Raw genomic sequence first — 19,894 nt, 5'->3', positions numbered from 1 at the left:
TCCGCCATGCTGCAGATGCGGGGCATCGACAAGGCTTATGGTTCCGTCCGGGCCAACCAGGGCATCGATCTCGATGTCCCGGCCGGACGGATCGTCGGCCTGCTCGGCGAGAATGGGTCGGGCAAGTCGACGCTGATGAAGGTGTTGTTCGGCATCGTGAGGGCCGATGCCGGCACGATCCGGTTCAGTGACCAGAGCCTCAGTGCGCATACCCCGCGGGAGGCGCTGGCCGCCGGTCTCGGCATGATCCATCAGCATTTCACGCTGGTGGACGCCATGACGGTTGCCGAGAATGTCGCGCTCGGCTGGCGCGACGGCGGTCCCTGGCTGAAGCCTGCCGAGATCGCGCGGCGCATTTCCGAGGCCAACCGAACCTATGGCCTGGGAGTCAATCCGGACGATCTGGTCGAAAACCTCGCTTTCGGCCAACGCCAGCGCGTCGAGATTACCAAGGCGATTGTGCTTGGCGCGGAACTTCTGATCCTCGACGAGCCGACGTCCAACCTGTCGCCGCCCGAGGTACGCGACCTGCTCGTGGTGATGCACCGGTTGCGCGAGCAGGGCCGGGCGGTGGTGTTCATCTCCCACAAGCTCGACGAAGTCCTGGACATCTGCGACGAGGTGGTGGTGCTGCGCGATGGTCAGGTTGCCGGCCGCGCGCCCGTGGCAGGCGCCACGCGCGCCGATCTGGCCCGCATGATGGTTGGACGCGACGTGACCGAACCCCTGGTGCGGCGTGCGCGCGTCGCCGGTCCCACAGTGCTGGAGGCGCGTGCTCTGCGCTTTGCTGAACCGCATCGCCAGCGGCTCAATGGCATCGACCTCGTGCTCCGGCGCGGCGAAGTGCTGGGCATTGCTGGCGTCGACGGCAACGGCCAGACCGAACTCGCCGATGTCCTGGCCGGGCTGCGCTCCGCGGGGGCCGGAATGGTTCTGCTCGACGGAGAAGAGATCACTGGGGAGTCCGTCAGCGCGCGCCTGGCGCGCGGTCTCGCCTATATCCCGGTCGATCGCGCGCGCACCTCACTCGTTCCGGCGATGAGCGTTGCCGACAACATCGCGCTGAGGGAGTTTGACCGCGCGCCGTTCTCCCACCGTGGCTGGCTCCGGGGCAGGGCGCTGGCATCGCGCGCGGCCGAGCGTATCCAGCGCTTCTCGATCAAGGTGGCGCACGGATCGAAGCCGGCGCGCACATTGTCGGGGGGAAATCAGCAGAAGATCGTGCTCGCCCGCGAGATCGGACGCGAGCCGAAGGTCCTGATCGCCCACCAGCCGACCTGGGGGCTCGATCCCGGCGCGACCCGCTTCGTCATCGATCAGATCCTGGCGCTCCGGGATGCCGGCGGCGCGGTCCTTTATTTGGCATCCTCGCTTGAGGAGATCCTGGCGATCTCCGACCGGATCGCGGTCATGCATGGTGGCCTCCTGTCCGAAGCCATCGAGCGCGACAAGGTCGATGTCACGGAAATCGGCTTGCTGATGGCCGGCGTCGGGTTCGCGCATGGCGTTGCCGAGGCCGCCGCATGAGCCTTGTTGCCGAGCCTGTTCCCTCGCCCTCACATCGGCGCGGCATCGATCGCCTGGTGGACGCGCTGTCCGGGTCTGCGCGCACGTCCCTGTTGATGGTCGGTGCGGTGGCGCTGGCGCTGGCAACGACGGCCTGTCTGATCCTGCTGGCGGGCACCAATCCGATTACGGCCTATGGCGCGCTGGTCCGGGGCGCCTTCGGGTCGCTCGACCGGGTGATCTTCGGCATCAACAAGGCGACGCCCTATATCCTGGCCGGCGCCGGTGTCGCGCTGTGTTTCCGGGCCAAGGTGATCAATATCGGCGCGGAGGGCCAGATTGCGGTGGGCGGTATCGGGGCGACCTTCATCGCCCTCAACGCCGCGCTTCTGCCTGTCGTTCTTGTCGTGCCGCTGTCACTGGCGGCTGGCGCACTGTGTGGGGCGATCTGGGCAGGACTTGCGGCCATTGTCCATCTGAAGCGCGGCGTCCACGAGGTGCTCTGCACGCTGCTGCTCAATTTCGTCGGAGTGTTGCTGGTCAGCGAGGTGTTGCATGGCGACATGGGCGAGCCCGGCGCGGGCTTCCCCCAATCGCCCCTGATTGCCCGTGTCGCTCGGCTGCCCAAGCTGATTAGCGGGACCGATCTCCATATCGGGATCCTTCTGGCGGTTGTTGTGGTGGTGGCGCTGCATGTCCTGTTCTGGCGAACGACCTTTGGGTTCCGGCTGCGCATCATGGGGGAGAGCCGGTCGGCTGCCGATTATGTGGGCCTTTCGGTTCCGCGGGCGACGATGCGCGTCATGCTGCTCGCGGGTGGGCTTGCCGGGCTTGCCGGTGGCATCGAGGTGCTGGGCGTCCATCTCCGGCTGATCGAGGGCTTTTCCGCAGGCTTCGGCTTCAATGCGGTGGCGGTGGCGCTTCTCGCCTCGCTCAATCCGCTGGCGGTGCTCCCGGCCGGCCTGTTCCTCGGCTTTCTGGAGGCCGGCGCGCTTGCCATGCAGCGCGAGGTCGGCGTGCCGTCCTCACTGGTCTTCGTCATCCAGGGGCTGACCATGATCTTTGTCCTCTGCGCCATCGGCATTGGCGGCGCCGAGCGGAAGGTCTGACCATGGAGATCGGAACTCTCATCGATGTGCTGACCGCGACGATCCGGATCGCCACGCCGCTGCTGTTTGCGGCGCTCGGAGGGCTTCTGTCGGAACGCGCCGGAACCTTTGCCGTCGGCGTGGAGGGCATGATGCTGGCCGGGGCCTTCGGGGGGGCGGTTGCCGCCCTGATGAGCGGCAATGTCCTCATTGGCTTCCTCGTTGCGCCGATGGCAGGCGCGTTGCTCGGTCTCGTGGTCGGCATCGCGACTGCGCGGTTCCGGGCCGACCAGATGGTGGCCGGCCTTGCGATCAATATCCTCAGCCTTGGCCTCACCAGCTTCCTGCTGCGCGGGCTGTTCGGGGGGCGAGCCCCGGTCATCCGCCTGACCATCCCGCCGGTGGTGCCGGTGCCGTGGCTGAGCGACATTCCGCTGCTCGGGCCGGTCCTGTTCCGCCATCCGCTGGTGATCTACGCCGCCTTCCTGCTGGTCATTCCGGTCTGGATCTTCCTGATGAAGACGCGTGGCGGGCTGATCCTGCGCGCAGTCGGTGAAAATCCCGAAGCGGCCCATGCCGCCGGCAGCAATCCGATCCTCGTGCGCATCGCCGCCATTGCCGGCGGCGGGGCGCTGGCCGGGCTCGGTGGCGCAACGCTGGCCTTGCAGGAGGTCGGCACCTTCACTGACGGCATGACCAACGGGCGCGGCTTCATCGCGCTGGCGGCGATCATTGTCGGACGCTGGACGCCGGTCGGCGCCATGCTCGGTTGCCTGCTGTTCGGCGCGGTCGCCGCACTTGAGCTCCGGATTCAAGGCCTGGGCTTGCCGGTGAGCTCCTATGTGATCCAGATGGTGCCCTATCTCCTGGCGCTGGCGCTGCTTGCCGGCGTCGGTCGTTCCGCCCGCATGCCCGCCGCCATCGGCGCACCGTTCCAGAAGCATTGAAGAAGTCCGGAGGATATCCAGGTGAAGATCGGAGTGTGGAAGGTGGCCATGGCCAATCCGAGCGATGTCTCGGAACTGGCAGGCCTCATCGACAAGGGCGCGGTCAATCCGGCCGAGATCGTCGCGCTGATCGGAAAGACCGAGGGCAATGGCGGCGCCAATGACTTCACGCGCGGCTATGCCACGCTCTGCTACCAGCTGCTGATCGGCCGTCATCTCGGGCTGCCGCAGGAAGAGGTCGGCAAGCGCATCGCCTTCGTCTGGTCCGGCGGCACCGAGGGCGTGCTGTCACCGCATGCGACCATCTTCACCCGCTCGTCCGAAGGTTTCGCGGACGGCACGCTGCGCCTCGCCATGGGTATGGCGATCAGCCGGAAGATTGCTCCGGAAGAGGTCGGAACGGTCGCGCAAGTGAAGGAAGTGGCCGCCACCGTACGCCGGGCGCTCGCCGAGGCGGCGATCGCGGATGGCGCCGACGTTCATTACGTTCAGGTCAAGGGCCCCTTGCTGACGCCGGCATCCATCTCCGATGCCGACGCGCGAGGTGCCGTAACGGTGACGCGCGACCCGAACGGCTCCAAGCCCTATGCCCGCGGCGCCATGGCGCTTGGTGTGGCGCTGGCGTTGGGGGAGGTGAGCGAGGATCAGATCACGGCGGATGTCATCGCTCGCGACATGGCGCTGTTCACCAGCGTCGCCTCGACCTCGGCCGGCGGCGAACTCAGCGATTGCGAGGTCCTGCTGTTTGGAAATTCGCCCAGCTCCGCCAGCGATTTCCGCATCGGCCACGGCATTCTCAAGGATGCGATTGATGCGGACGGCGTGCGCGCGGCGCTTCAATCGGCGGGTCTGGTGTTCGAAGGCACGCCAAACGCGGAACAGGCGGGGCGGATCGTTAGCGTCTTCGCAAAAGCCGAGGCGAGCCCGACAGGGCGCATTCGCGGCCGCCGCAACACCATGCTGTCGGATGCCGATATCAACTACGAGCGCCATGCGCGCGCCGCCGTCGGAGCTGTGATCGCCTCGATCACGCTTGATCCCGCGATCTTCGTCTCGGGCGGAACCGAGCATCAGTGCGGCCCGGGCGAGGCCCCGATCGCGGCGATCGTGCGGATATGAGCGGGCCGCTCTGGCGCCGCTCGGCGGCGGATCTCGTCGCGGCCTATGCGGCCGGCGAGACCACGCCCGATGCGATCCTCGCCGCGGTGCTTGGCCGTCTCGACGCGGTCAACGGCGCAATCAACGCGGTCATCGCGCTTGATCGCGAAGGCGCGACCGCTGCTGCTGCCGCCAGTACCGCACGCTGGCGGGCGGGCAGGGCTCTCGGGCCGATGGACGGCGTGCCCTGGACGATCAAGGACAACATCCTGGTCAAGGACCTTCCGGCGGTCTGGGGCAGCCCGTTGTTCGCCGATCATGTGCCGACCCGCGACGAAAGCCCGGTCGCGCGGCTGCGGGCGGCCGGCGCCATCATTCTCGGCAAGACCAATGTGCCGGAATTCACGGTGCAGGGCTTCACCGACAACGCCGTGTTCGGTCCGACGCGCAACCCCTGGAACCTGGCGACGACACCCGGCGGATCGAGCGGCGGCGCGGTCGCGGCGGTTGCCAGCGGCATCGGCCCGCTGGCGCTCTGCACCGATGGCGGCGGCTCCATCCGCCGTCCTGCCGCCCATGCCGGGCTCATCGGCTTCAAGCCGTCGACGGGCATGATCGAGCGTTCCCATGGGTTTCCCGAGATCCTGCACGACTTCGAGGTGGCCGGCCCGATCGGCCGCACGGTTGCCGATATCGACAGCGCCATGGCCATTCTTGGCGGTGCATCCTGGCCGGCGAGCGCGCCGGAAGCCGGGCCGAAGCGCATCCTGCACATCCGAAGTTTTGCCGGCGCACCGGTCGACCCGGAGATCTCGGCGAGCGTTGCCGCCGCTGCCGCCAGGTTCAGTGAACTTGGCCATCAGGTCGAGACGATCGACGCGTTCGATCTTGCGGAATTCGCCAATGACGTCTGGCCGGTCATCAGCCGTGCCGGTGTGGCCTGGCTCTTGGATCAATATCCCGATCATGCCGGCCGGGTGGGGCAGGCGGCTCTCGACATGGCCGCCGGTGTCAGGGACGCATCCGCCACCGACTATCTCGGCGCACTGATCGCGATCGGGCAGGCAAAGCAGCGCTTCGCCGAGCTGTTCGAGGGCCATGACCTCATGCTGACCCCGGCCATTGCCGCGCTCGCCTGGCCGATCGGTGCGACCCATCCGCCGACAATCGACGGCCAGCCGGTGGGCCCAAGAGGCCATGCCGTGTTCACCGTCTTTGCCAATGCGCTGGGTATTCCGGCCGTCACCCTGCCGTCGGCGCCCGCCGCAGCTGGAAGCCGCATCGGCTTCCAGCTTTGCGGCCGGCGGGGCTCCGACCGCGCGCTTCTCGCTGTCGCTGCCGCCTATGAGGCGATCTCTCCGCCGCTGCCCTGGCCGGAGATCTGAGGGCGGCTATTTGCCGCCCCAGTGGACGAAGCGGCGCTCGGCGATCAGGAACAACAGGTTCAGCGCATAGCCGAGCGCGCCCGAGGCGAAGATCGCCGCATACATCTGCGGCATGTCGAACACCATCTGGGCGTTCATGATCCGCTGCCCCAGGCCATCGGTCGAGCCGATGAACATCTCCGCGACGATCACGATCACCAGCGCGATCGAGACGCCGGTGCGCATGCCGACGAAGGTCTGCGGCAGGGATTCCCAGATCGTCACATCGGTCAGCACGCGCAACGCATTGGCGCCCATCACCTTGGCGGCGAGTTGGCGCTGCTTGCGGGCATTCATCACGCCATAGGCGACGTTGAACAGGATGGCGAGCGCCGCGCCGAAGGCCGCGACCGCGATCTTGGTGCGCTCGCCGACGCCAAACAGCACGAGGAATAGCGGGAACATGGCGGAGGCCGGCGTCGAGCGGAAGAAATCGATCAGGAACTCGATCGACCGGTAGAGCTTCTCGGATGAGCCGAGAACGACCCCAACGGGAACAGCGATCACCAAAGCGATGGCAAAGGCCGCCGTGGTGCGGATGATCGTCTTGGAGAAATCGGCCCAGAGCGTGCCGACGGTCAGATCCTTCCAGAAGGCGGAGAAGGATTCAGCCGGCGAGGGCAGGAGGACGGGATCGGCCAGACGCAGCTGATGGGCAAGCGCCCAGACCGCGACCAGCACGGCGACCCCGATCAGGGGCCGTGTCCGCTCGAGAAGGCGCGAGAGGAGGGTCATTTGCGCACCTCGTTGCGGAAGATTTCGAGGCTGCGGGCCTTCACCTGGATGAAGTCGGCGCCCAGCGTCGTGTCCTCGTCGCGCGGACGGGCCGCGCCGAACATGATCCGTTCGGCAATGCGGGTGGGTTTCTTGGTCAGCAGCAGCACCTCGTCGGCCATGGCAATGGCCTCGTCGAGGTCGTGGGAGACCAGCATGGTGGTCACCTGTCGCTCCACCAGCACCTTCTGCAGCTTCTCGCGCAAGAACAGGGTCATCTCGTAGTCGAGCGCCGAGAACGGCTCGTCGAGGAACAGCACCTCGGGGTCGACGACCAAGGCGCGCATGATGGAGACCAGCTGCTGCTGGCCGCCCGACATCTGGTAGGGGTAGCGCGAGAGGTCGAGCTGGACGTCGAAGCTCGCCAGCAGCTTCTCGACCTGATCGTCCCGCTCGCGCGCGGTCATGTCGAGAAACCGCAGCGGATAGCGGATATTGTCGATGGCCCGCGACCAGGGGAAGACCGCTTCGCGATAGTTCTGGAACACGTAGCCGATGCGGGTCTCGGCGAGCGACTTGCCGTCGAACAGGATCTGTCCGGCATCGACGGGCAGGATGCCCGAGATCATGTTGATCAGCGTGCTCTTGCCGCAGCCGTTCGGCCCGAACACCGAGACGATCTTGCCCTTGGGAATGTCGAGATCGAAATTCTCATAGACCGTCGTGCCTTCGAACCGCTTGGTCAGCCCGCGCACGGTGATGTGGGTGCCCGGCGGGAACCAGCGATAGCGATCCTTGTCGGGCTTGGCTGAGGGGGATGCGGCAGCCATTGCGGCGGCTGTCACAACGTCGCGACGATCGATTTGGCGTCGACCTTGCCACTCACGACACCGAGCGATGTGCCGATATCGAGGAATTTCTGGAAATCGCCGAGCTGGGCCGCCGTCAGGTCCTTGGTCAGCACGAAATGGGCGAGCGGAACGGTCGGGGCGAGATCTGCAGGCACGTTCATGTCGGCGGCGAGCAGGTCGCGGGCGGCAACGTCGGTATTGGCGTCCTGCGCGGCGCGCGACCAGGCGGCGGCGAAGCGCTTGGCGACGTCAGGCCGATCCTTCAGCAGCGGCCCGGAGAGCGCACAGCCGGCGGCATAGGCCTCGGCTTGCGGGTTGCCGAGAAGGTGGGTGGAAATGACACCCGCCTCCAACCTGCGACCGACGCCATTGCGGATCATGATGCTGGCAATGGGTTCCAGGGTGTAGCCGCCGTCGAAATTGCCCGACTGGAGGGCGCCGAGCTGCACGCCGAGCTGTTGTTCCTGGATCGTATAGTCGGTGTTCTCGGTCAGACCGACGGCTTTCAGAACGGCCTTGGCCGCGCCGATATTGGCCGGACCCGGCGCGGAGAACAGCTTGGCACCCTTGAGGTCGGCGAGCGTCTTGGCGGTCGAGGACGCTTTCACCACGAATTGTTCGACAATGTATTTGGAATTCTGCCCGCCGAGCGAGATGTAGCTCAATGTGTTCGGGCGCCGCGCGTTGATATTGGCGCCTTCGAGTGTCACCAGATTGGTCGCGGCATCGATCGCGCCGGTCACCAGCGACTGGACGATCAGCGGGTGGGTGGCCAGCACCACCGTCTCGGTCTCGATGCCGACCTCGCGGAAATAGCCCCGCTTGAGGGCGACGTAATAGGGCAGTGCCGAGCTCGACGGGAAGACGCCGACCTTGACCTTGTCGGCCGCAAAGGCCTGCCGGGTACCAAGTCCGAGGCCGAGTGCGCTGGCCGAGAAGAGGGAGACAAAGTCGCGACGCTTCATGATCGATCTCCGGGGATTAAGGCGTGTCACGCGGTGGCGAGGTCTGGGACTTGGGGCACATGGACGTCGCCGTAGAGCCTCTCGAGCTTGGCGAGGAAGTCAGGTTCAACCTTATGCAAACTGCCGGCCACCGGGTCGCCGCCGGCAAGGATCGTGTCGCTGGCCTCCAGCGACAGGTCCATCACGTAGCGAACCCGCTCTCGCCGCGCGTCATCGATCAGTGCGAGCCAGGCTTGCGGATCGCGCCGGCCGGCTTGCCATTCCCGGCGTATGAGGGCTGCGGCCACGCAGGCGTCCTCGACAGCTTGGGTCGCCCCCTGACCGAGGGTAGGCACCATGCCGTGGGCGCTGTCGCCGAGATAGAGGACGTTGGCCGTGTCTTCGTGAAAGCGGATATCGGCATATTGAACGCGGGCCCAATGAAGGGCCGCGGGATCTCGCGACACGATGTCGATCATCCATTGCGCCTGCGCGCCCGGCGGGCCGTCGGCCGGCGTATAGGCGGCGCGGATGGCCTCCGGCGTCTTGAGCGCCTCCGCTGTCGTGGAGTTTGGGTCGATCGGGAACGTGCCGGCGATGTAGATGTGGCCCGGCGGCACGCGGAAGGCGAGCAGGCGGTGATGGCCGTTGAACCATTGCTCGTAATCGTCGATCAGCCCGGCTGACGTGTCAGGAACCAGCGCCCGGAAGATCGAGACGCCGATCTGGGTGACGGGCGGCGCCCCCGAGAAGTGCTTGCGGATCGCCGAATAGCGACCGTCGGCGCCGATCAGAAGGTCGATATCGTCGATCCGGTGACGGGTGCCATGCTCTTCCCATTCGACAAAGGTCTTTTGCGATCCACCGAGCATGGCGCCGAAGCTCAGGATGGTGCAGTCGAAACGGACCGAGGGACCTGCCTCGTCACGCAGCAGCCGATAGAGTTCCGACCAGCGGATGCGCCAGCCGTGAAATTGCGAGACGCTGGAGATCGGCAGGTTGAACAATTCGCGGCCATTGGTCAGCGAAACGCGCCACGACCGCCAGGGCAGGCTCGCGGCATCGATGACATCGTGCAGCGCGCGGTCGAAGCCATGCATGGCCTTCACGGCATTGGGGCAGATGTTGAGGCCGGTTCCGGCCTCCGACTGGTCGTCGCGGGACACCTTTTCGAGGCAGACAAGCTCGATGCCGGGCAGGGCGGACAGGGAACGGGTCAGAATGGAGCCGACGACGCCAGCACCGACGATGACGATCTTCACGACAAGCTCCCCGGTATTTCGGCAATGATCGCAATCAGCCCGCCGCCATCCGGGCCCTGGTGTTCGGCGCCGCCCGACACGAAGATGCGGGTGTCACCGATCACACCGGCAACCAGTCCGCCGACCGCGCCGCGAATGTGCCTCTGGGCATTGATGTCGGTATCGTCGAGCATGGTGTGGCGCTGTGCACGGATCATGCCGCGCCGGTCCGGCTCGCATTTGACCAGCACGCCGCGAATGCGAGCCTTGTCGCTTGGCGTCAGCTGTGGCCGGGCATCGAGACCGAGATCGTCGAGGGCAGCCACGACAGCGGCAATGTCCAGCGCATCGGCCATCGGGCGGTGGGCCATGCGTAAGGGGCCTGACCATGTCGGACTGTTGCCGAGCACGATGACCTCGTTGGCCTCGACCTCCACGCCGGAGGAGATGCTCGCCCTGTCACAGGTGACCGTGAAGTCGCTCAGCATCGCGGCCTCGGACGGCGCAGAAAGTTCGCCAAGCGCCAGGCCGACGCCCAAGGTTCCAGCCGCGCGGGCGAAGGCCATGGAGCGCCCTGGATCAGCCGTCAGAACAGTGCGTCCGGCATGCCTGGCCGCTTCGGCCCGCGCCGAGGTCACGCAGGGTGCCTTGACCTGAACCAGCCGAACCTCGGCGGGGTCATCGATGCCGGCATCGGCCATGGCGGCGCGGACCGCCGCGGCGACGCTCTCGACATGGGCACGCCGGCCGATATCGGCCGGATCCATTGGCGAAGAGAATGCCGTGCCGATGGCGAGCGCCGGACCGGTTGAAACGCTCGTATGATCGCCCGTGCGGGAGAAGACCAGATAATGCGGGCTGAGCACGCCTTCCGTGCCGCCCGAGAGGACGCACGGGATGCGGCCCGCAAGCGTCGCGGCGGTTTCACCGGTGTGGCTTGCCAGAAGCGCCATCAGCGACTGGGTGAAATAGCCGCGCGTGAAGTCGTTGACCCCGCCATTGCCCTCGGTCTTGCCGATGATCGCGACGATGCTTGCAGCCTCGACCCGGCCGCTGGCGATCGCCACATCAAGCGCCGACAGGTCGCCTGGATGGGCCATCGGCAATCGCAGGACATCGGCGCGCATCGGACCTCTTGTGGCACCGCGCGATGGGACAATCGCGCGTTCGAGCGTCAATCTGGCAAGGGCGACTGCAGCCCGATAGGATCAAGTTTGATGCAGACTGCGCGCATTTTGCGCTCACATCTCCGGGGCCTGCTGCAGCGCTTGGCGGACGATCTCGATGATGCTGAGGGAGGCAATCGGCAGCGACCGCCCGCGCCGTGTTGCCAGAACGAGCCGGCTCCTTGTGAGGTCGCGATCGATCAGCGGCAGCGCCACGAGTTCGCCCGAGGCAACGTCACGCCTTGTGCCGCTGGCGAACTGGAAGCAGATCGCGCCGGTTTCGCGTGCGAAGGCCAGGAGCGTCTGGACGGATCCCGCCTCGATGGCCACCCGGAAGGTCAGGTTCAGCTTGGCGGCGAGCTGGTCGATCAGGCGTCGGCTCGCGAAGCTCTGGAGCCCGAGAGCGACCGAATAGGGCTGGCAGTCTGCCAGTCTCAGTTTCCCGTGGCTTGCCAGCGGGTGATCGGGCCTGACCAGTGCACAGAGGGTCTGAGGCGCGCTGGCGAGTTCGGCCAGGGCAGGATTGGGCGGCGGATCATGGGCGATCAGCAGGTCGGAACGGTCCGCCAACAGCGCTGATACCAGTTCGGGTGTCGCGCCACTTTCGACGACGAACTGAACGCCTCGGTGCTCGTTCTGGTACCTGCCTATCAGGGTGGGCACCATGTCATGCGCCACGGTTTCCGCGCAGGCGATGCGGACGGTGCCGCGCACCAGACCCCGCAATTGCTCGATGTGGGAGGCACTGGCAGCAAGGTCGGCGAGGCTGCGGCGGATTGCAGCAATCAGGACCTCGCCGGCGGCGGTCAACCGGACGCCGCGTGGCAGACGCTCGAAGAGCGGTGTCCCGACGTCGCCCTCCGCGTCAAGCACCATGCGATTGAGCGCTGTGGACGCGACATTCAGCCTTGCCGCGGCCTTGCGAATGGACCCGGCTCTGGCAACGGCTTCCAGATAGGTGAACAGTTTTGGTGGCGGCAGCATCGCTGCTCGTCACGCAAGAACCATTCCGCTTGGCAGTGCCCGTCCTCCCGATGAAGATGAGCTGCAAGGACCAGCGGTCGCACTGGCATCTCAGGCCTGGGCTCTGACGCATGACGGCTGCGGGGAGGGGCGATGCGCCGGGGCGTCTGTTCGCCTCGGCCGCGCCGGGGCATTGTCCACCCTGCGTCGGCCGCAGGCTACCAGCTGTCGGCCTGCCGTTTTGGGGAGATGATGGACATGACCGAGCGCTTCTTGCGGCCCCTTCACCGGTGGGTCGGGGCGATGGCTTTGGCCTGTCTCGCCATTCTGGCTGTCGGATCGCCGCTCGGGGCTCAACCGAGCGATCGGCCTGTGAAGATCATCGTCGGTTTTCCCGCTGGTGGCGGGCTGGACATCATGGTCCGCACAATCGCCGAAAAGATGCGGGCTGCGACCGGAGCGACGATCATCATCGAGAACCGGCCGGGTGCCGCCGGCCGCATCGCTGCCGAGGCCGTTGCGCGCGCCGAGCCGGATGGTGCGACCATTCTGGCCGCGCCGATCGTCGCCACGGCCTTCTATCCCTTCATCTTCAAGTCCCTGCCGTTCGATCCGCTGAAGGATCTTGCGCCGATCACGCGGTTCTCGACGTTCCAGTTCGCATTGGCGATCGGGCGGCAGGTGCCTGCCGCGAATGCCGCCGAATTCATCGCCTTCGTCCGCGCCAATCCCGGCAAGGCTGGCTTCGGTTCGCTGGGCGCCGGAACGCCCTCGCATTTCCTCGGCATCATGTTCAACCAGGCCACCGGCCTCGATCTCACCCATGTGCCTTACCGGGGGTCGGCGCCAGCGCTCAACGACCTCGTCGGCGGCTCGCTGCAAGCCGTTTTCGATACGACGGCGAGCCTGATGGAGCATCACAGGGCCGGTACGGCACGCCTGCTGGCGGTGACCGGCCGAGCCCGGTCGCCGCGGTTGCCCGACGTCCCGACCTTCGCCGAACTTCAGCTCGGCCTTGGCGACATGGAGACTGCCGAACTCTGGTACGGGTTCTTCGCACCGGGCCGCACTCCGGCGGCCATGATCGATGGATGGAATGCAGCGATACGTGCAGCCCTCGCCGATCCCGCCGTCCGCGCGCAGCTGGAGCGCCTGGATGTCCAGGTAGTTAGCGACACGCCCGCGGAGTTCTCGGCCATCATCGCCGCCGATTACGAGCGGTGGGGCCGGGTCATCCGGGCGACAGGCTTCACGATGGAGGATGCCCGGTGAAGGTGATCCTGCTCGGTACCGGCGGGCCGCGGCCCGACCCGCAGCGCATGGCGACAACGACGCTGATCCGTCTCGGCGACGAGAACATCCTGTTCGATGCCGGCCGCGGCGTGACCGTTCAGATGGTCAAGGCGGGCATTCCGTTGGCGGCAGTGAACCCGGTCTTCATCACGCATCACCATTTCGATCATATCGGCGATCTCTATGACGTGATGCTGGCGACCTGGATGGGCGGCCGCCAAGGCCCCCTGCAGATCTATGGGCCTCCAGACACCGAGCGACTGGTCAATACCCTGCTGACCCAAGTCTATGACAAGGACATCATGTGGCGCGACAAGGGCGAGCCGGCGATGGGGGGCTGGAAACCTGTCATCGCGACCGATGTCATTGCCGGACCTGTTGTCGATACCGGCCGGTGGAAGGTCTCGGCTGAAACGGTCTGCCACGGAAATGGCCTCGGCATTCCCGAGGCCTTCATGAAGCGCTGGACCTGCCATGGCTATCGTTTCGAGGCGGAGGGCAAGGTCGTCGCGATCAGCGGTGATACCGTGCCCTGCGAAGGGCTCGACCGGCTGGCCAAGGGCGCCGACGTGCTGGTGATGTGCTGTTTCCTCGCGACGCCGGAAATCACCAGCGAGCATTTCCGCCGCCTGGCGCGCTACACGCTCGCCTGCGGCGATACGGTCGGAAAGGTCGCGGCCAAGGCGGGCGTGAAGACGCTGGTGCTCACCCATCATCGCCCTCGCGCGGATGCCGCCATGCTCGATGTCTTGGGGGAGGAAGTGGCGCGCGACTTTTCGGGGCGGATCGTGATCGGGCAGGACCTGACCGAGGTCGAGGTTTGACGGCGGCCCGTGCGCTTGTCGGCGGCCAATCGTCTCGCGGGTTGGCGTCCCTCGGGACGTTCTTCGTCTGAATGAGTCCGAAGGCCGGTTCGCGCACCGTCAGTGAAAGTCGCGCGATTTCGGCAGAATGCTGAGGTTGCGGGGATGGCGGCCGCGCGGCAACTGGGGCCGGGCGATTTCGTCAGCCCTCGCGAGTGGTGGCCTGAGGTGATGGGTCACGGACAGGCCGAGCAGGTCGGCTGTGCGGTCGATGACGCGCTCCGCCATCAGATGCACGACACCATCGGGACTCTTCTGCATCACGCCCTCGACCAGCATGAGGCGCGCGCCCATGACCTCGCGGCGGAAGCGCTCGAACAGGCTTGCCCACAGGACAACGTTGGTGATGCCGGTCTCGTCCTCCAGCGTGATGAAGATGGCCTTGCCGTTGCCGGGACGCTGGCGCACCAGCACGATGCCGGCGACCCTGGCCCGGGTGGCATCGGCCAGGTCATTGGCCTGCCTGCAGGTCAGGATGCCTTCGTCTTGGAAGCGTGGCCGGAGAATCCCCATCGGGTGGCCGTTGAGCGAGAGCCGCATCGTCTGGTAGTCGGCGACGATGTGCTCGGGATGGGGCATGACCGGCAGCGGCGCCGGCTGTTCCTCGCCGAGTTCGCGCGCCTGTGCCGCGGCAAACAGCGGCAACGTCTCATCATCGGGCAGCCGGCGGACCGCCCACAGCGCTTCGCGGCGGTCGAGGCCGATCGAGCGGAAGGCATCGGCATCGGCGAGCAGACGCATGGCACGCGCCGGCAGCCGCGCCCGCCGCATCAGGTCTTCGGCGCCGCCATAGCCTGAGCCGCGCAGCCGCTCGATGCGCAGGCCCCATTCCTCCATGAAGCCGGTGATCTGGCGAAACCCGAGGCGCAGGGCAAAGGCCTTCCTGTCCGACCGGGATTGCGCTGACACAACCTCCTCCAGGCTGTTGTCCCAGCAACTGCGGTTCACGTCGATCGCTCGCGGTTCGACGCCGCCGTTCTCCTTGGCTTCCCGCACGATCTGGGCGGGCGCGTAGAAGCCCATCGGCTGGGCGTTGAGCAGGGCGCAGGCGAAGGCCGCGGGGTGATGGCACTTCAGCCAGGACGAGATGTAGACGAGCTTGGCGAAGGACGCGGCATGGCTTTCCGGGAAGCCGTAGCTGCCGAAGCCCTTGATCTGCTCGAAACAGCGCCTGGCGAAATCCGGCTCGTAGCCGCGCGCGATCATCCGCCCGACCATCATCGTCTCGAAATTGCCGATGGTGCCGGCATTGCGGAACGTCGCCATGGCCTTGCGCAGGCCGTTCGCCTCGATATCGGTGAACTCGGCCGCCACCATGGCAAGCTTCATCGCCTGTTCCTGGAACAGGGGCACGCCGCAGGTCTTCTTCAGGACCTCGACCAGCTCATGGGGGTCGTGGGGGGGCGCAGGTGACGGATAATGCACCGGTTCAAGATTGGCCCGGCGCTTGAGATAGGGGTGGACCATGTTGCCCTGGATCGGCCCCGGCCGGACAATCGCCACCTGGATGACGAGGTCGTAGAGCGTGCGGGGCTTCAGCCGCGGCAGCATGCTCATCTGCGCGCGGCTCTCCACCTGGAAGACGCCGAGCGACTTGCCCGCGCAGAGCATGTCGTAAGTGTCCCTGTCGTCCGCCGGGATGTCAGCAAGGCCGAAATCCAGGCCCTCGTGCTGGCGCAGCAGGTCGAAGGCCTTGCGGATGCAGGTCAGCATGCCAAGCGCCAGCACATCGACCTTCATCAGGCCGAGCTCGTCGATGTCGTCCTTGTCCCACTCGATGAAAGTGCGCTCGTCCATCGCGGCATGGCCGATCGGCACTGTCTCATCCAGCCGGACGCGCGCCAGGACGAAGCCGCCGACATGCTGCGACAGATGCCGCGGGAAGCCGAGCAGCCGGATGGCGAACCCGACCGCACGCCGGATGACCGGGTTTTGCGGATCGAGACCGGCCTGCCGGATCAGGTTGTCGCCGATATCGCTGCCCCAGCTGCCCCATTGCGTGCCCGCGAGGCGGGCCGTGACATCCTCGGTCAGGCCAAGAGCCTTCCCGACATCGCGGATGGCGCTGCGTGGCCGGTAACGGATGACGGTCGCCGCGATGCCGGCACGCTCGCGGCCATAGGTCGCGTAGATCCACTGGATCACTTCCTCCCGCCGCTCGTGCTCGAAATCCACGTCGATATCGGGTGGCTCGCGGCGTTCGGTCGAGATGAAGCGGGCAAACAGCACATCGTTGTCGGCGGGATCGACGCAGGTGATGCCGAGCACGTAGCAGACGGCAGAATTGGCGGCCGATCCTCGCCCCTGGCAGAGGATGCCGCGGCTGTCGGCGAATTCGACGATCTGCCGGACAGTCAGGAAATAGCGCGCATAATCGAGCTGGGCGATCAGTGCCAATTCCTGCTTCAGCAGGTCCTCCACCTTTTGCGGAAGGCCGTTGGGATAGCGGATCGGAGTGCGCCGGCGCACAAGCTCTTCAAGCCAGGTCTGTGGCGTCCATCCCGGCGGAATGTGTTCGTCGGGATATTCGTATTTCAGCTGCCCGAGGTCGAAACCGATGCGGGACAGCAGATATTGCGTCTGCTCGATCGCCTCGGGCGCCGTACGAAACAGGCGCGCCATTTCCTGTGGAGTCTTCAGGTGACGCTCGGCATTGGCCTCGAGCAGACGTCCCGCATTGTCGATCGACACGCCTTCGCGGATGCAGGTGAGCAGATCCTGCAGGTCGCGCTGTTCGGCTGCGTCGTAAAGCACGTCGTTGATGGCGACCAGCGGCGTGCCGGCCGCACGCGCGATCGCCTTCAGCCGCGTGAGCTGGCGCAGGTCATCGCCCTTGCGATGCATGGCCGCGCCAAGCCAGACGGTGCCCGCCGCCACTTCGGACAGGCGGTCGAGAAGTGCCGGCAGGCCCTGATGGTCGCGCCCTGGCACCACGATCAGCAGCAGATCCCGCGTATCGGCCAGAAGATCGGCGAGATGCAGGACACACTCGCCCTTCGAAGCCCGGAGATTGCCCGTGGTCAGCAGACGGCAGAGCCGCCCCCAGCCGTCGCGGTTGACGGCATAGGCGACAATATCGGGCGTTCCATCGGCAAAGCAGAGCCTTGAACCGATGGTGAGACGGAAGGTCCTCGCCATCTCCTGAAGCCGCTCGCGGGTGAAGGGCAACTCGGCGAAGGCTGGGTTCTCCACCCAGACATATTCACCGGGGCCGCCCCCCTCGCGGATCTTTTCTGGTGAGGGCAGGCCGTTTTCGCGCAGATCCCGCAAGGCGCTCCAGGCACGGACAACGCCGGATACCGTGTTGCGGTCGGCGATGCCGAGACCGGTATGGCCGAGCAGCAGCGCGGTCAGGACGAGATCCGACCCAGGCGATGCCCCGCGCAGGAAGGAGAAATTGGTGGCGGCGACCAGTTCGGCATAGGCGCTCATGCGAACAGCCCGTGCAGGAACCAGCGCGGCGGCTCGGCGCCTCGCCCGTAAAGGCCGGAACGGAACAGCCAGAAGCGGCGTCCTTCGGCATCCTCCACCCGGTAATAGTCGCGGATCGGTGGCTGCGGCCCGTCGCGCCACCATTCCGGGGCGATCCGCTCCGGGCCCTCGGCCCGCGCGATCTCGTGCAATATGCGCCGCCAGCGGAACCGCAATGGAGGGCCGTCTGGAACCTCCGCCAGGGTTTCGACCGGCTGGGGCGGCTCGAACAGATGGAGCGGCCGGGCAGGGGGGCCATCCCTTTCGGGGGGCGGCCAGGAGACCCTGGAGGCCGGCATGGGCGCATTTGCCGGAACCGTCCTCGCCTCGCGCCGGGGGTCGTGGCTATCCCGCGCGATGAAGCGCAGCACCCTGTCGCGTCCGAAGCGGGTCACCAGCCGGTCGACCAGATTGGCCACGGCATCATCCTCGTCGGCCCGGCCATCGAGGCTTGTCTGCACATCAGACAAGGGCTCGCAGACGGATACTGCGAGTTTCACCGCATCGAAGCCGAACCCTGGATCGAGTGTGTCGGAGAGGGTGTCGATACGCTCGCGCCAGAGCCGGAGCAGGGCCTGGATGTCCCGGGAGGGCCGCCCGGTTTCCAGGATCAGTCGCCGCACCGCGCCATCGGAACGGAAGAACGACACTTCGAAGACGCGGCCGCCCTCGCCACGTCGCTCCAGCACGCCGGCGGCCTCGGTCATGAGCCGGGTGACGATCCGTTCCAGGCCCGCCACATCAAGCAGGGGCTCGGGGAAATGCCGTTCGACGACGCAATCGGGCAGCGGCCGCAAGGGCGTGATGCGGATATCCTCATGGCCGAGCATGCGCGACAGGCGGGTCGCTAGACCCGAGCCGAAACGAGCGGTCAGGGCCGCTGGTGCCCGGTCGGCGACATCGGCAACGGTCTTCAACCCGGCCCTGGACAGGGCCATGAGTGTCTCTTCCGGAACCTCGAGGGCTGCTGCCGGCAGTCGGCTGATGGTTGCCTCTTCGTCGCCCTGCGCAACGATGCCGCCTGCACCGAACCGGCAGACCGCCCGCGCTGCCTCCGGTGTGCCGGCTATGGCCGCGCGCAATGTCAGGCCTCCCGCCGACATGCGCCGCGCGATCAGCGCCAACAGGTCGATCTCTGAAAACAGCCGGGAGCAGCCGGTAATGTCGAGGACCAGCCCGTGCGGGCCATCGAGCGCAACCAGTGGGGTGAAGCGGTCGCAATAGGCGGCGAGGCGTCCCAGAAAATCGCGGTCGGCTTCGGGTTGGGCTGCCTGGGCGACAAGGTCTGGAATGCGCGCGCGCGCATCGGCGAGGGTCATGCCGGGCGTCAGTCCCAGGGCGAGGGCCCGGCGGTCGCAATGAACCAGTCGCAGCCCTCCACGATCTTTCTCGATCAGGGCAACCGGCGCTTCATCCGGCCCGGCGGGCCGCGGCGCCTGAATCCGCCGCAACCGGTCCGTCGGCAGGAAGGGCAGCCATAGGGTGAGATAGCGGCGGGACATCGGGCTCGGTCTTCATACGCGGAACAAGGGAGGGCTCGGGCATCGGCCGGAAGGATCGTCGTTCGCGATCCCATTCCACATGCCATTCCCGCTCGCCGAGCCCGCCGCGGTGGCGAAGCAGCCTGGCCATGAAGGCCGGATATCCCGGCGCATTGCCCTCCAGCGGACGGGATGGCTTGCCCGAGACCAGCCAACGGGTCTGTGCCGCGCTGGCACCCGTGCGCACGGTCCGCACCATGAGCGTGATGACGCCCGACGCCTCGGTGGCGAGGGCCAGCCGGCGGCTTGCCGTGAGAGTGATGACATTTTCCCCGGCATGGGGCTGCATCACCACAGCTCCAAGCGGCGCACAGCGGGTGCCTTCTCCGGCCGCGCGCAGCACGCTTTCCGCATCCGGAACCGTCACCAGCAGAAAGCGGTCCGGATCGAGGCCAAGTTCTGCGAGGCCTGCGGGGTGTGGTCGCCCGCTTTCCCCGTCGAGGACATCCTGTCGTACCCAGAGAACGGGCCGCTCCTGAGCCGCGCGCATGGCCACGGCAAGGGCGAAAGCGGTCGCAGCGGGAAGGTCGGTGGTCCCTTGCGAACAGATTTCATGCAGTGCCGCGCGGGCGAGCCCACCCATCAGAAAGGCATCCAGTGAAGCGATACCAAGCTCGACATGCCCCTTCGCCATGGCCGGAGCGGGCCTGGCAAGGGCAGCGAGCTGGGATCTGAGTTCGGCCAGGGCTGCAGAGGTGGACATGACGGCTCACACTGAATGTTCCTATTTTGTTCTTATATGGGGATGTCAGAAAAAGCGAGTCTTCCTGCGCGTCGCAGGAGG

Annotated in this window: 16 protein-coding genes; 7 read left to right on the top strand and 9 right to left on the bottom strand. The window is 66.5% G+C overall.

Annotated elements, in window-relative coordinates:
• Window positions 1-6 precede the first annotated feature (6 nt).
• From E8L99_RS18460 to E8L99_RS18440, 5 genes are read left to right on the top strand one after another with little or no spacing between them, the layout of a single operon-like run.
• Window positions 7-1,527: an ABC transporter ATP-binding protein gene (locus tag E8L99_RS18460; protein WP_137100928.1), complete on the top strand. Its 1,521-nt coding sequence runs from the start codon at window positions 7-9 to the stop codon at window positions 1,525-1,527.
• Window positions 1,524-2,615, top strand: coding sequence for an ABC transporter permease (locus E8L99_RS18455; RefSeq protein WP_137100927.1), 1,092 nt, complete (start codon window positions 1,524-1,526; stop codon window positions 2,613-2,615). The genes E8L99_RS18460 and E8L99_RS18455 overlap by 4 nt, the downstream gene beginning before the upstream one ends.
• A 2-nt stretch (window positions 2,616-2,617) precedes the next feature.
• The gene (locus E8L99_RS18450; protein WP_137100926.1) at window positions 2,618-3,541 is read left to right on the top strand and encodes an ABC transporter permease; all 924 of its coding nucleotides are present in this window, start codon (window positions 2,618-2,620) and stop codon (window positions 3,539-3,541) included.
• Between the two features lie 21 nt (window positions 3,542-3,562).
• On the top strand, window positions 3,563-4,660 hold the full coding sequence (atzD, locus tag E8L99_RS18445) for a cyanuric acid amidohydrolase (RefSeq protein WP_137100925.1): 1,098 nt from the start codon (window positions 3,563-3,565) through the stop codon (window positions 4,658-4,660).
• A complete protein-coding gene (locus tag E8L99_RS18440) occupies window positions 4,657-6,024 on the top strand; it encodes an amidase (RefSeq protein WP_137100924.1) in 1,368 nt (455 codons plus the stop codon). The genes atzD (E8L99_RS18445) and E8L99_RS18440 overlap by 4 nt, the downstream gene beginning before the upstream one ends.
• 6 nt (window positions 6,025-6,030) lie before the next feature.
• Here E8L99_RS18440 and E8L99_RS18435 read toward each other — a convergent pair whose 3' ends face one another.
• From E8L99_RS18435 to E8L99_RS18410, 6 genes are all read right to left on the bottom strand, one after another.
• Window positions 6,031-6,798: an ABC transporter permease gene (locus tag E8L99_RS18435; protein WP_137100923.1), complete on the bottom strand. Its 768-nt coding sequence runs from the start codon at window positions 6,796-6,798 to the stop codon at window positions 6,031-6,033.
• A complete protein-coding gene (locus E8L99_RS18430) occupies window positions 6,795-7,607 on the bottom strand; it encodes an ABC transporter ATP-binding protein (RefSeq protein WP_137100922.1) in 813 nt (270 codons plus the stop codon). The genes E8L99_RS18435 and E8L99_RS18430 overlap by 4 nt, the downstream gene beginning before the upstream one ends.
• Window positions 7,608-7,618: 11 nt before the next feature.
• Complete coding sequence (locus E8L99_RS18425) at window positions 7,619-8,593, bottom strand: ABC transporter substrate-binding protein (protein WP_137100921.1); 975 nt, start codon at window positions 8,591-8,593, stop codon at window positions 7,619-7,621.
• Window positions 8,594-8,619: 26 nt separating this feature from the next.
• Window positions 8,620-9,834 carry an FAD-dependent oxidoreductase gene (locus E8L99_RS18420; protein WP_137100920.1) on the bottom strand — a complete coding sequence of 405 codons (1,215 nt, stop codon included), beginning with the start codon at window positions 9,832-9,834 and terminating at the stop codon, window positions 8,620-8,622.
• A complete protein-coding gene (gene atzD, locus E8L99_RS18415; RefSeq protein WP_137100919.1) occupies window positions 9,831-10,940 on the bottom strand; it encodes a cyanuric acid amidohydrolase in 1,110 nt (369 codons plus the stop codon). The genes E8L99_RS18420 and atzD (E8L99_RS18415) overlap by 4 nt, the downstream gene beginning before the upstream one ends.
• Before the next feature lie 114 nt (window positions 10,941-11,054).
• The gene (locus E8L99_RS18410) at window positions 11,055-11,963 is read right to left on the bottom strand and encodes a LysR family transcriptional regulator (protein ID WP_137100918.1); all 909 of its coding nucleotides are present in this window, start codon (window positions 11,961-11,963) and stop codon (window positions 11,055-11,057) included.
• Between the two features lie 237 nt (window positions 11,964-12,200).
• Here E8L99_RS18410 and E8L99_RS18405 point away from each other — a divergent pair, with 237 nt between their 5' ends.
• On the top strand, window positions 12,201-13,214 hold the full coding sequence (locus tag E8L99_RS18405) for a Bug family tripartite tricarboxylate transporter substrate binding protein (RefSeq protein WP_168201725.1): 1,014 nt from the start codon (window positions 12,201-12,203) through the stop codon (window positions 13,212-13,214).
• Window positions 13,211-14,059 (top strand): MBL fold metallo-hydrolase, encoded by an 849-nt coding sequence (locus tag E8L99_RS18400; RefSeq protein WP_137100916.1) that lies wholly within the window; start codon window positions 13,211-13,213, stop codon window positions 14,057-14,059. Before E8L99_RS18405 ends, E8L99_RS18400 begins: the two co-directional genes overlap by 4 nt.
• Before the next feature lie 99 nt (window positions 14,060-14,158).
• Here E8L99_RS18400 and E8L99_RS18395 read toward each other — a convergent pair whose 3' ends face one another.
• The 3 genes from E8L99_RS18395 to E8L99_RS18385 are packed head-to-tail and all read right to left on the bottom strand — an operon-like array spanning window position 14,159 to window position 19,813.
• Window positions 14,159-17,530 (bottom strand): error-prone DNA polymerase, encoded by a 3,372-nt coding sequence (locus E8L99_RS18395; RefSeq protein WP_137100915.1) that lies wholly within the window; start codon window positions 17,528-17,530, stop codon window positions 14,159-14,161.
• Window positions 17,527-19,071, bottom strand: coding sequence for a Y-family DNA polymerase (locus E8L99_RS18390; RefSeq protein WP_137100914.1), 1,545 nt, complete (start codon window positions 19,069-19,071; stop codon window positions 17,527-17,529). The genes E8L99_RS18395 and E8L99_RS18390 overlap by 4 nt, the downstream gene beginning before the upstream one ends.
• The gene (locus E8L99_RS18385; RefSeq protein WP_137100913.1) at window positions 18,980-19,813 is read right to left on the bottom strand and encodes an ImuA family protein; all 834 of its coding nucleotides are present in this window, start codon (window positions 19,811-19,813) and stop codon (window positions 18,980-18,982) included. The genes E8L99_RS18390 and E8L99_RS18385 overlap by 92 nt, the downstream gene beginning before the upstream one ends.
• Between the last annotated feature and the right edge of the window lie 81 nt (window positions 19,814-19,894).

Source organism: Phreatobacter aquaticus (assembly GCF_005160265.1).
GTDB classification, from domain to species: domain Bacteria; phylum Pseudomonadota; class Alphaproteobacteria; order Rhizobiales; family Phreatobacteraceae; genus Phreatobacter; species Phreatobacter aquaticus.
Note: the sequence above shows the minus strand (reverse complement) of the source record. Positions and strands in the feature narration are given on the sequence as shown.